The organism is Sphingomonas sp. PEI4 (assembly GCF_056679955.1).
The window spans coordinates 2952917-2965394 of the sequence record NZ_CM155258.1; the positions used below are offsets into that span (position 1 = coordinate 2952917).

Here is a 12478-nt window from a genome sequence, read left to right on the forward strand (position 1 = left end):
CACGGACCATGACCCCGGCAAGCGTTGATGCGCACGCGGGTCCGGGTGGTCAGAGGCACAGGCCGGCGGGTGGGCCAGCGAGCGCGGTCGCAGGCGGCGGTCCGGCCAGCGAGGGTGTCGGTCCCGATCGCGAAAGATCGGTGGCGCCCGCGTAATAGCGATCGGCTTCGGCGTCCTGAAGCGTCACGAACCGGAAGCCCATCTCGCGGTACAGCGCGAGCAGGCGCGGCAACATGCGTGCATCGAACGCGCCGACATGCATCAGCAGGACATAGGGGATGTCGCGCCCGACCTGCGTGTGCGCTCGCGCCCGCGCGGTCAGCGCGGCGGCGCGGGCGTCGGCGAGGAAGCTGGCCTCCAGTGCCTGGATCGCGACGGCATCGCGCTTGACCGCGCAAGCGGCGTAGACCGGGTTCCATTTGAAGTCGTTGAAACTCATCGTCACCGCGGCGGCACGGTAGCCGCGTTCGTGCAACGCCGCCCGTGCGGAGTCGCGCACCGCAGGCGTGCGGCCCTCCGCGAGGAACGGATAGCGAAACCAGTGCCAGTCCGTGCCCTTGGCTGCGGCGGCTAGTGGCGTTTCGTTGCGCATCGCCTCGGCGGCGAAGGCGGCAGCGCCGACTTGGTCGAGATTGACGTGCGAATAGGTGTGGTTGCCGAGCGGCAGTCCGGCAGCGCGCCATGCGGCGATCGCGCGCGCGGCATCGTCGGGCGTGTCGAGCCCGAACCCGGCGTTGAGGAAGCCGAACGCGGGTGCCTTCGCCTTGGCCAGTGCGGCGGCAATGTCGCGGATCACGCCGACACGCGTTTGACCCGGCGCCAGCGGCCCATGCGCCGGGATGTCGTCGAAGGTGATCGCGATCTTCGGGCGCGGATCGACGTCAGGCGCGACCGCCACGCGATCCACAACGCCGATCACCGCGCGCGGAGGCGACGTGTTACCGTCGAACACCGTCAACGGCACCGCCTCGCCCATCACGCGATATCCCGCTTCGGAAGGGTGGAGATGGTCGCCGGAATCATAGGCGGGGGACAATCGGTCGGGATGGGCGGGATCGCGCATCAGTCGGTCGAAGTCGATGACCGCGTCGAACACGCCGGACGTGCGGATGAAGCGGTTGACCGCCTGTCGGTCGGCGTCGGTCTCGGCGCCCGGATGATAATAGTCGTTGCCGCCGAACGGCATAACCGTGCCGCCGATGACCTTGATGCCGTGAGCGTGCGCCCGCGCGACGATCTGCGCGTAGCCGGCGGTCATCTGCGCGACGATCGCGGCATGTTGCGCAGGGGTGGCGGGTGCGTCGCGGGTGAGGACGCCGAGATCGTTGACGCCCTCCAGCACGATCGCCCAGCGCACGCCGCTGCGCGCGATCACGTCGCGGTCGAAGCGGGCGAGTAGATTGGGGCCGAGCCCGTCGAGCAGCATGCGATTGCCACCGATCCCGGCGTTGACCACCCCGATCGCCTGCGTTGCAGGCTGCGCGCGCAGTCTCTGCGCCAGTATGTCGGGCCAGCGGCTGTTGCGCTCCGGCTTCACGCCGTAGCCGTCGGTGATCGAATCGCCGATCGCGACGATCGTCCCGGCATTCGCCGTCCCCGAGATTTCGATATCGGCGAGCGCGTACCAGTGCGTCGTCGGCGTGGCGCCGGCCAGCGTGGTCGCTGCGACATGATCGCCGGCCAGCGTGAAGCTCGTCGCGCGAGCGCCGGGATGGCCGGTCTGCGGGCTCGCGGCCTCCGGCAGATACAAGCTCACCGCGAGATCGGCGCCGGGCGCAACCACGAACGCGACCGGGTCCGAATAGAGCTCCGCCCCCGCCGGGATCACAGCGTCGGCGCGTCCTGAAAAGGTCAGCCGTGCGCCCCCCTCGATCTGCGGCGTGCCAGGCGCCACCGCCCGCGCGACATGCGCGCCACCGATCGCAAGCGGGCGTGTACCGAACGCGTTGGACAGGCGAACGCGGATGCGCGCACCGCCGGCCGACAGCCGTACAATTTGACGCAGCGTGACCGCGCCCACCCGTTCGGCAGGGAGCACATTGTCACCCTCCGCGATCATCTGCGACGAGCCCCATGTCGCGATCCAATGCGTATCGGCATGCGTCCGTGCCGAGGCCCGCGCACCTGCGCCCGTCACGATCAACGCGCCCACCATCAGCGCCGCCGGCCACCGGACGTACCGCACGCGGCTAAATCCGCCGATCATTGTGGATTGCCCGGTGCGTACGGAAAGCTCTGCGCCTTGTACCACGCCAGATCATGCTCGGGTGCGCGCGTGCCTACCGGAAGCGGCAGGCCGTTGACCGACATCCAGTACGAAAGGCTCGCATCGCGCCACCAGCGCGCCTCGCGTTCCTGGATCGCCAGATACGTCGCGGTCTTGTCCCAGCGCCCCGCATCGACCTGCGTCTTCAGGCCATCCCATTGCTTACGCATGTCGCCGACATAGCCAACGCCGGAATCGTAATCATGGACCATCTCCGCCCACAAAGTCCGCCCCGACGCCATCCGCCGATCCCAAGGTACATGGTGGAACCACAGCAGATCGCTTTCCGGCGTCGTGGCTGGATCGGCGAGCCGGCGGGCGAGGTCGGGCGCGTATTGCGCGACCGCGTTGCTACCCGTTTTCGTCCGGTCGAAGCCGATTCCGGCCTTGTCGGCGCGGTGGTAATAGACCGGGTTCCATTCCGGCCGCTTGAGGTCCGCGATCCACGGGCCGGGGCCGTAGTGATGCCCCGTCGCCATGACGTGCGCGAGGCCGAGCGGCGTCATGTAATCGACCACCGCGTCGCGCGATCCCATCATCATGCGCGTGACCGGATCGACGATGGCAGGTGCGGGAGCGAACGTCATCGCCGCCCATTCGCGCGCGACCGGCGCAGCGCCGAGCGTCGGATCCCACGCCATCCGCCCGAACGCGAACCAGTTCGCCTGGTTGAAGGTGGAGCCCGCCCAGTCGCGGTCGCGCCCGATATTGGCGACGCCGGCCATACCGGTCAGCGTGTGGCCCTCGATCGAACCGTCGACGACCTTGGCAACGGTCTCGCCCTTCGTCTGCATCGTGTCGCTCGCCAGCGTCTCCGCGAACATCGGTCCGAGATAGGCAAGATGCGTCGCGAAGCCGAGATATTCCTTGGTGATCTGGAATTCGATCATCAGCGGCGTCTTCGGCATCGCGCCGAACAGCGGGTGGAACGGTTCGCGCGGCTGGAAATCGATCGCGCCGTTCTTCACCTGGACGATGACGTTGCGTGCGAACTTGCCGTCGAGCGGCTTGAACTCGGTATAGGCCTGTTTAGCGCGGTCGTCGGGATCGGTCTCGGCATAGACGAACGCGCGCCACATCACGATTCCGCCATGCGGCGCGACCACGGCGGCGAGCATGTTGGCGCCGTCGGCATGACTGCGATGATAGTCGCGCGGACCCGGCTGGCCCTCGCTGTTCGCCTTGACCAGGAACCCACCGAAATCGGGGATCGCGCGGTAGATCTCGTCGGTCTTCGCCTTCCACCAAGCGGCCACCCGCGGATCGAGCGGGTCGGCGGTCTTCAGCCCACCAATTTCGATCGGCGCCGAGAACCGCGCGGAAAGGTACACCTTGATCCCGTACGGTCGGAATACATCGGCCAATGCCGCGGCTTTGGCGATATAGCGCGGCGTCAGGCTTTCGGCCTTGGCGTTGACGTTGTTCAGGACGGTGCCGTTGATCCCGATCGACGCGTTGGCGCGCGCGTAATCGGTGTAGCGCGCGTCATGGAAATCGGGGAGAGTCCACCAGTCCCACAGCGACACGCCAGCGTAACCCCGCTCGACGACGCCATCCAGATTGTCCCAATGGTTCAGCACGCGCAGTTTTACGCGCGGCGTGGACGTCAGGTCGACGCGATCGAGATTGCCACCGGTCTGCACGAAGCGCAGCAGCGCGAAGCTGCCGTACAGAACGCCGCGGTCGGTGTTCGCCGTCACCAGCGTCACGCGCTTGCCGCCCATCGTCGTCGCGCGGACGATGTAACCCTCATCGCCCAGCGTCGTAAGTGGCAGTCGCAGCGCGGCGACGTCGCGGTCCGTCGCTGTCGCCAACACGATCGGATGGGCGCTCGCCCCGTCACCGATCGCCCGGCCGGACAGCCCGGCGATCCCGCGCCGCACTTCGTCGGCAGCAACGCGAAGGGTAGGGGTATCGCCCCTGCGTTCGATCGATTGTGCGCTCCGGTTTAGCGCGCCGGCTTGCGTAGCCGAGAGCGGGCGATAGCGCATCCAGAGGTCGTATCCGTCCTCGGCCTGCGCTGCGGTGGTCCCCATGACGATCATCGTGATCGCGATGACGAGCTTGCCGAATAGCGTCATTCTTTCCTCTCCCGCCGACCGACCGCGCATTGACAACGGTTCTGTTTGTCGGACATGTTATCGCTATCACGACGACGGCATCGACAGCAATGCCGCGTTTCAAGACAGGAGAACAGGGTGTCCGGCAACAATATCGCCTCGATCGCGACCAACCGCCGCAGCGTGCTCGGCTGGCTGGGAACGGCCTCCGTCGCAGCTCTTACCCCCGGTATCGCGTGCGCCGCGGCAGCACCCGCGATCTACAAGGATGCGCGTGCGCCGGTCGATCTGCGGGTCCGCGATCTGCTGTCGCGGATGACGCTCGACGAGAAGGTGGCGCAGTTGATCACGCTGTCGACCACCAAACGCCAGGTGATGGATGCGGCGCTGAAATTCGATTCCGCCCGCGCTGACACTGCCTATCCCAACGGCATTGGCCAGATCGCCCGGCCGTCCGATCGCGGCGGGGCGGCAACCGCGGCCAATACCGGCACCGACGTCACCGGTCGCTGGCGCGCGCCCGCCGATACGATCGCCTTCGTCAACGCGGCGCAGCGCTGGGCCACGACTCGCAGCCGGCTCGGTATCCCGATCCTGTTCCATGAGGAGGCGCTGCACGGCTTCATGGCGCCCGAAGCGACGAGCTTTCCGCAGGCGATCGCGCTGGCCGGATCGTTCGACCGGGAGTTGGTCCGCCGCGTGAATGCCGTGATCGCGCGGGAGGTTCGCGCGCACGGCACCGTGCTGGCGCTGTCGCCGGTCGTCGACATCGCGCGCGATCCGCGCTGGGGCCGGATCGAGGAGACGTTCGGCGAAGACCCGTATCTGTGCGGGGAAATGGGCGTCGCCGCGGTGATCGGCCTGCAGGGCGAGGGCAAGACGCTGGCGCCGGGCAAGGTGTTCGCGACGCTGAAGCACATGACCGGGCACGGCCAGCCCGAGAGCGGCGAGAATGTCGCCCCCGCGCCGATCGCTGAACGCGAACTGCGCGAGAATTTCTTCCCGCCGTTCCGTGCGGTCGTCGCACGCACCGGGATCGGCGCGGTGATGCCCTCGTACAACGAGATCGACGGCGTCCCCAGCCACGCCAATCGCTGGTTGCTGAACGACGTGCTGCGCGGCGAATGGGGCTTCGATGGCGCGATCGTTAGTGATTATGCGGCAATCGGCGAGTTGGCGTCGCTGCACCACATCGCGGTCGATCGCGACGCCGCGGCCCGGCTCGCGCTGGCGGCGGGCGTCGATTCCGACCTGCCCGATGGCGAGGCCTATCGTTCGCTTGCGGATCAGGTCCGCGCGGGGAAAGTGTCGGTCGAGGCGGTCGACGAGGCGTGCCGGCGGATGCTGACGATGAAGGTCCGGTCCGGCATGTTCGAACAGCTGATCGTCGATCCGAAGGAGGCTGCGCGGCTGACCGGCAATGCCGAGGCGCGCGCGCTGGCGCTGGAGGCGGCGCGGCGTTCGATCGCGCTGCTCGTCAACGACGGCACGCTGCCGCTGACGGTGGGCGCGCACAAGCGGGTCGCGGTGATCGGTCCCAATGCGGCGATCGCGCGGCTCGGTGGCTATTCGTCGATTCCCAAGGCGACCGTTTCGCTGCTCGACGGCGTGCGCGCGCGGCTGAAGGGCAAGGCGGAGGTCGTCCATGCGCAGGGCGTGTTCATCACCCAGAACGAGGATCGCTCCGCCAACGAAGTGCTGCTCGCCGACCCGGCCAAGAACCGCCAGTTGATCGCCGAGGCAGTCGAGGTGGCGAAGACCGCCGACGTCATCCTGCTTGCGATCGGCGACACCGAACAGACCAGCCGCGAGGGCTATGCCAAGACGCATCTCGGCGACCGCACCAGCCTTGATCTGCTCGGCGAGCAGAATGCGCTGTTCGCGGCAATGAAGGCGACCGGCAAGCCCGTCGTGGTCGTCGCGATCAACGGCCGTCCGCCGTCCTGGCCGACCGCGGTCGAAAGCGCGAACGCGTTGCTCGAATGCTGGTATGTCGGACAGGAAGGCGGCACCGCGATCGCCGAGGCGCTGTTCGGTGACATCAATCCGGGCGCCAAGCTGCCCGTCACCGTCGCGCGCTCTACGGGTCAGTTGCCGGTGTTCTACGACGCCAAGCCGTCCGCGCGTCGCGGCTATCTGTTCGACACCACCGCGCCGCTGTTCCCGTTCGGGTTCGGGCTCAGCTACACCAAGTTCGAGATCGGGACGCCGCGCCTGTCCGCGCCGAAGATCGGGATCGCCGGGACCGTCACGGTCGCTGTCGACGTTACGAATACCGGGCAGCGCACCGGTGACGAAGTGGTGCAGTTATACGTGCGCGATCAGGTCTCGTCGGTTGCGCGGCCGATCATCGAACTGAAGGGGTTCGAGCGCGTGACGCTGGCACCCGGCGAGCGCAAGACCGTGCAGTTCGCGCTCGGCCCCGACGCATTCCGGTTCTTCGACATAAACATGCGCGAGGTCGTCGAGCCGGGCCTGTTCGACATCTCCGTCGGGCCCGATTCCGCGCATCTCAAGACCGCCATTCTCGAAATCGCCTGAGGGACCGCTTATGCCCAAGATCGTCAGTGCCCGCGTCATCGTCACCTCGCCCGGCCGCAATTTCGTCACGCTGAAGATCGAATGCGACGACGGCACCACCGGGCTTGGCGATGCGACGCTTAACGGCCGGGAACTCAGCGTCGCCAGCTACCTGACCGATCACGTCGTGCCGTGCCTGATCGGCCGCGATGCGCACCGGATCGAGGACGTCTGGCAGTATCTCTACAAGGGCGCATATTGGCGCCGCGGTCCGGTGACGATGGCGGCGATCGCTGCGGTCGACACCGCGCTCTGGGACATCAAGGGCAAGCTCGCCGGGCTGCCGGTGTACCAGCTGCTCGGCGGCGCGGCGCGCGATGCGTGCATGGTCTACGCGCACGCCAACGGCACCACGATCGAGGATACGATCGCGGTCGCCAAGGCCGAGCAGGCGAAGGGATATAAAGCGATCCGTTTGCAATGCGGCGTACCGGGGCTCGCCTCGACCTACGGCGTGGCCAAGCACGGCGCGCGCTACGAACCTGCCGACGCCGACCTGCCGAGCGAGAGCATCTGGTCGACCGAGAAATACCTTCGCGTCGTGCCCGAACTGTTCAAGGCGGCACGCGAGGCGATGGGCTGGGACGTGCATCTGTTGCACGATATCCACCACCGGCTGACGCCGATCGAGGCGGGGCGGCTCGGCAAGGCGCTCGAGCCGTATAATCTGTTCTGGATCGAGGATCCGACGCCGGCCGAGAACCAGGAGGCGTTCAAGCTGATCCGCCAGCACACGACGACGCCGATCGCGGTGGGCGAGGTGTTCAATTCGATCTGGGACGCAAAGGACCTGATCCAGAACCAACTGATCGACTATATCCGCGCGACCGTCGTGCATGCCGGTGGCATCACGCATCTGCGGCGGATCGCATCGCTCGCCGACTTGTACCAGGTGCGGACCGGCTGCCACGGTGCGACCGACCTGTCGCCGGTGGCGATGGCGGCGGCGCTGCATTTCGGGTTGTCGGTGCCCAATTTCGGCGTGCAGGAGCATATGCCGCACACCGACGAGACCGATGCGGTCTTCCCGCACTCGTACAGCTTCGACGACGGCATGATGCATCCGGGGGAGGCGCCGGGGCTGGGCGTCGACATCGACGAGGATCTCGCCGCGACCTACGCGTATAAGCGCGCCTATCTTCCGGTCGCGCGACTGGAAGACGGCACGTTGTGCAACTGGTGAGCCGGACATGACACCCGCTCACGTGATCGCCAAGCCGCGCGGCCGTGTCCGCTGGATCGTCTGCGCGCTGCTGTTTGCGGCGGTGGTGCTGAGCTATATCGACCGGCTCGTCCTGCCGACGCTCAAGCCCGATCTGCAGGTCCGCTACGGCTGGAGTGAGACGGGCTATGCCGATCTCGCCATCTGGTTCCAGGCGGCCTACGGGCTCAGCTACGTCGTGTTCGGCCGGCTGATCGACCGGGTAGGCGCGCGCGTCGGCTATGCGCTGGCCGTGACGTTGTGGACGCTCGGCCATGTCGCGCACGTCTTCTTCACGTCGACTGGCGGCATGATCCTCGCGCGGATTCCGCTCGCGCTGGGGGAGGCGGGGACGTTCCCGGCGGCGATCGCGGCGACCAACGAATGGTTTCCCCGGCGCGAGCGCGCGCTGGCGATCGGCATCTTCAACGCAGGGTCGAACGTCGGCGCCATCCTGACGCCGCTGGTGGTGCCGATCATCGCCGTGACGATGGGCTGGCGCTGGGCGTTCATCCTGACCGGGCTGCTGACGGTGGTCTGGCTGGTCGCGTGGCTCGGCTTCTATCGCCGCCCGCGTGAGCACCCTCGCGTCACGCCGGAGGAACTCGCCTATATCGAGAGCGAGCCGGTCGAGCCCGGCCGGCCGGTCGCGTGGAAGATTTTGCTGCGCCAGCGCCAGACCTGGGCGTACATGCTCGGCCGGTTCCTGATCGATCCGGTGTGGTGGACCTTCCTGTTCTGGCTGCCCGATTTCTTCAACAAGCAATACGGCATCACGATGCTCGCATTCGGCCCGCCGCTGATCGCGGTGTATTTGCTCGCCGACGTCGGTTCGGTTGCCGGGGGCTGGTTCTCGTCGCGACTGATCGGGCGCGGGCAGAGCGTCAACCGGGCGCGTAAGACTGCGATGTTCGTCTGCGCGCTGTGTGCGGTGCCGATCGCGTTTGCAACGCAGGTGCCGAACATGTGGTGGGCGGTGTTGATGATCGGCCTCGCCTGCGCCGGGCACCAGGGATTCTCGGCCAACCTCTACGCGTTGCCGGGCGACCTGTTGCCGCGCTGGGCGACGGGCTCGGTCGTCGGCCTCGGCGGACTGTCGGGTGCGGTCGGCGGCATGCTGATGGCGAAGTTCGCGGGCTCCATCCTCGAGACCGTCGGCAGCTACCAGCCGATCTTCATCGTCGCAGCCTGTGCCTATCTCGTCGCGCTCGCCGTCATCCACCTCATCGTGCCGCGCTATGCGCAAGTGCCTCCGGAACGCCTGTTATGACTAAGCCTTTGCGCCTCCATCCCGACCGCCTGTTCCCGGACGAGCCGCGCACCCGCGACATCGCCCGCGCGTTGCATGCAGGCGTGAAGGATCTGCCGATCGTCAGCCCGCACGGTCATACCGATCCGGCATGGTTCGCGCGGAACGAGGCGTTCAGCGATCCCGCCTCGCTGCTGATCGTCCCTGACCATTATGTGTTCCGCATGCTCTACAGCCAGGGGGTATCGCTCGACGCACTCGGCGTGCCGACCGTGGACGGCAGTGCGACCGAAAGCGACCCGCGGAAGATCTGGCGCATTTTCGCAGGCCACTATCATCTGTTCCGCGGGACACCGTCGCGGATGTGGCTCGACTGGGTGTTTGCCGAGGCGTTCGGGATCGACGTCCGCCTCGAGCCCGCGACCGCGGACCTGTATTACGACACGATCGACGCCGCGCTGAAGACGCCCGCCTTCCGCCCCCGCGCGCTGTTCGACCGGTTCGGGATCGAACTGATCGCGACCACCGAGAGCCCGCTCGACCCGCTGGAACATCACGCCGCGATCCGCGCAAGCGACTGGAACGGCCGCGTCGTCACCGCTTATCGCCCCGACCCTGTCGTCGATCCCGATACGCCCGGCTTCGCCGCCAACGTCCGCCGCTTCGGCGAGACCGCGAACGTGGATGTCGGCAGCTATGCGGGCTATCTCGCCGCGCATCGTTTCCACCGCGCACGCTTCCGCGCGGCCGGTGCGACCTCGACCGATCACGGCCATCCGTCGGCGGCGACTGCGGATCTGACGCCAGCCAAAGCCGAGGCACTCTACGCCCGCGTCATGGCCCAGCCGACGGCAGCGGAGGCCGAACTCTTCCGCGCGCAGATGTTGACCGAGATGGCGGCGATGTCGGTGGACGACGGCATGGTGATGCAGCTTCACCCCGCCGTCTCGCGCAGCCACAACGCGTTGGTGCTCGCGCGCTTCGGCCGCGACAAGGGCGGCGACATCCCGCTGCCCGGCGAATTCGTCCGTGCGCTGAAACCGTTGCTGGACCGGTTCGGCAACGATCCCCGGCTGACGCTGATCCTCTTCACGCTCGACGAAGACACCTACTCCCGCGAACTCGCCCCGCTCGCCGGGCATTACCCGTCGTTGCGGCTCGGCCCGCCCTGGTGGTTCCACGACAGCCCGGAGGGCATGCGCCGCTTCCGCGAACGCGCGACCGAGACCGCCGGTTTCTACAACACGGTCGGCTTCAACGACGACACGCGCGCCTTCCTGTCGATCCCCGCGCGGCACGACGTCGCGCGCCGGATGGACTGCGCGTTCCTCGCCAAGCTGGTCGCCGAACACCGGCTCGAAGAGGATGAAGCGCATGAGGTCGCCGGCGCGCTCGCCTATGGCCTCGTCAAGGACGCCTACAAGCTGTGAGACACATGATGACATTGCGCACTTCGATGCTCGCGCTGACCGCGCTCTCGGTCGCGACCCCGGCGCTTGCCGACGCCCCCTCGTTGCGCAAACAGGGCAGCGCGACGCAGCTTATCGTCGGTGGCAAGCCGATGCTGATAATCGGTGGCGAGCTGAGCAATTCCGCGGCGTCCAGCGGGGCGTACATGGCACCGCACTGGAAGAAACTGCGCGCGATGCACCTGAACACGGTGCTCGCGCCGGTCGCATGGGAACTGATCGAGCCGCGCGAAGGCCAGTTCGACTGGACCTCGGTCGACGCAATGTTGCGCGATGCGCGCGCCGCCGACCTGAAGCTGGTCATCCTCTGGTTCGGCGCGTGGAAGAACTCGATGTCGACCTATGTGCCGGCCTGGGTAAAGCGGGACCAGACGCGGTTTCCGCGCGCGCAGGGGCCCAACGGGCAGGGCGTCGATATCCTCTCGGCGTTCGCGCCCGAGACGCTGCAGGCGGACCAGCGCGCTTATGCTGCGCTGATGGCGCATCTGAAGGCCGTCGACTCGACGCAGAACACCGTTGTGATGATGCAGGTCGAGAACGAGATCGGTATGCTGCCGGTCGCGCGCGATTACGCTCCGCTTGCCGAAGCCGCGTACCGCCAGCCCGTGCCGACCGAACTCATCCGGTATCTGACGCAACATAAGGCAGACCTGGTCCCCGAGATGCGAGCGATGTGGGTCGAGCGCGGCGCGAAGACGCAAGGTTCATGGGAGGACCTGTTCGGCGCGGGCGATGCGGGCGCGGAGGTGTTCACCGCCTGGCATTATGCGCGCTTCGCCGATCAGCTGACCGCAGCGGGCAAGGCGGCGTATCCGATGCCGATGTACGTCAATGTCGCGCTCAACCGCCCCGGTCGCGCGCCCGGCGAATATCCGAGCGGCGGCCCGTTGCCGCATCTGATCGACGTGTGGAAGGCCGGTGCGCCGACGATCGATTTCCTAGCGCCCGACATCTATTTCCCGAACTATGTCGATCTGGTCGGCCGCTACAAGCGCCCGGACAACCCGCTGTTCATCCCCGAAGCCAACAACGCGGACAATGCGGCGGTCCCGGCCAATGCGTTCTATGCGTATGGCGAGCATGACGCGATCGGCTTCGGCCCGTTCTCGATCGACTCCGCCGACGATGCGCCGGGCGATCTGGCCAAGGCCTATGGCGTGATCGCGCAGCTTTCGCCAGATATCCTTGCCGCGCAAGGCTCGAACCGGATGGCCGGCTTCAAGCCGCGCGTGCTGTATGACGAGACCGTGATCTACGAACCGCAGACGCGCGATATCGGCGGATACCGGTTCACGATCGCCTATGCCGATATCCAGCGACCGGTCGCGAAACCCGACATGGCGAGCTATGGCGGGATGATCATCCAAACCGGACCGGAAGAGTTTCTCGTGGCGGGGCAGGGCATCACCGTCACCTTCAAGCCGATCGGCGACGGACCCGGGCTTGCCGGTATCGACAGCGCGCACGAGGGTCGTTTCGACGCATCGGGACGCTGGGTGGCTGGTCGGCTGCTCAACGGCGATCAGACGCATCAGGGCCGGCACATCAGCCTGCCGGTCGGCGACTGGCAGATTCAGCGAGTCAAACTTTACCGCTACCGCTGAAACTATTGACAGCGATCGGTCCAACAATTACTCATAATATGATAGCGCT

7 protein-coding genes are annotated in these 12478 nt (G+C 66.9%); 5 read left to right on the forward strand and 2 right to left on the reverse strand.

Features of this window, described 5'->3' with window-relative positions:
- Positions 1-49: 49 nt before the first annotated feature.
- Both AC1MLZ_RS13675 and AC1MLZ_RS13680 read right to left on the reverse strand, forming a co-directional pair.
- Positions 50-2206 (reverse strand): GDSL-type esterase/lipase family protein, encoded by a 2157-nt coding sequence (locus AC1MLZ_RS13675; RefSeq protein WP_480958949.1) that lies wholly within the window; start codon positions 2204-2206, stop codon positions 50-52.
- Positions 2203-4347: an alpha-glucuronidase family glycosyl hydrolase gene (locus AC1MLZ_RS13680; protein ID WP_480958950.1), complete on the reverse strand. Its 2145-nt coding sequence runs from the start codon at positions 4345-4347 to the stop codon at positions 2203-2205. Before AC1MLZ_RS13680 ends, AC1MLZ_RS13675 begins: the two co-directional genes overlap by 4 nt.
- A gap of 117 nt (positions 4348-4464) precedes the next feature.
- Here AC1MLZ_RS13680 and AC1MLZ_RS13685 point away from each other — a divergent pair, with 117 nt between their 5' ends.
- The 5 genes from AC1MLZ_RS13685 to AC1MLZ_RS13705 are packed head-to-tail and all read left to right on the forward strand — an operon-like array spanning position 4465 to position 12429.
- On the forward strand, positions 4465-6867 hold the full coding sequence (locus tag AC1MLZ_RS13685) for a glycoside hydrolase family 3 N-terminal domain-containing protein (RefSeq protein ID WP_480958951.1): 2403 nt from the start codon (positions 4465-4467) through the stop codon (positions 6865-6867).
- A gap of 10 nt (positions 6868-6877) precedes the next feature.
- Positions 6878-8089: a D-mannonate dehydratase ManD gene (manD, locus tag AC1MLZ_RS13690; protein WP_480958952.1), complete on the forward strand. Its 1212-nt coding sequence runs from the start codon at positions 6878-6880 to the stop codon at positions 8087-8089.
- Positions 8090-8096: 7 nt separating this feature from the next.
- Entirely contained in the window at positions 8097-9377 is a 1281-nt protein-coding gene (locus AC1MLZ_RS13695; protein WP_480958953.1) for an MFS transporter, read from the forward strand.
- Positions 9374-10786: a glucuronate isomerase gene (uxaC, locus tag AC1MLZ_RS13700; protein ID WP_480958954.1), complete on the forward strand. Its 1413-nt coding sequence runs from the start codon at positions 9374-9376 to the stop codon at positions 10784-10786. Before AC1MLZ_RS13695 ends, uxaC begins: the two co-directional genes overlap by 4 nt.
- Positions 10787-10794: 8 nt before the next feature.
- Positions 10795-12429 (forward strand): GH35 family beta-galactosidase, encoded by a 1635-nt coding sequence (locus tag AC1MLZ_RS13705; RefSeq protein ID WP_480958955.1) that lies wholly within the window; start codon positions 10795-10797, stop codon positions 12427-12429.
- Positions 12430-12478: the final 49 nt, after the last annotated feature.

Excerpts from the sequence above, each read along its gene's own strand:
- AC1MLZ_RS13675 (WP_480958949.1), bottom strand. The coding sequence starts at position 2,206 with ATGATCGGCGGATTTAGCCGCGTGCGGTACGTCCGGTGGCCGGCGGCG.
- AC1MLZ_RS13680 (WP_480958950.1), bottom strand. The coding sequence starts at position 4,347 with ATGACGCTATTCGGCAAGCTCGTCATCGCGATCACGATGATCGTCATG.
- manD (WP_480958952.1), top strand. The coding sequence starts at position 6,878 with ATGCCCAAGATCGTCAGTGCCCGCGTCATCGTCACCTCGCCCGGCCGC.
- AC1MLZ_RS13695 (WP_480958953.1), top strand. The coding sequence starts at position 8,097 with ATGACACCCGCTCACGTGATCGCCAAGCCGCGCGGCCGTGTCCGCTGG.
- uxaC (WP_480958954.1), top strand. The coding sequence starts at position 9,374 with ATGACTAAGCCTTTGCGCCTCCATCCCGACCGCCTGTTCCCGGACGAG.
- AC1MLZ_RS13705 (WP_480958955.1), top strand. The coding sequence starts at position 10,795 with ATGACATTGCGCACTTCGATGCTCGCGCTGACCGCGCTCTCGGTCGCG.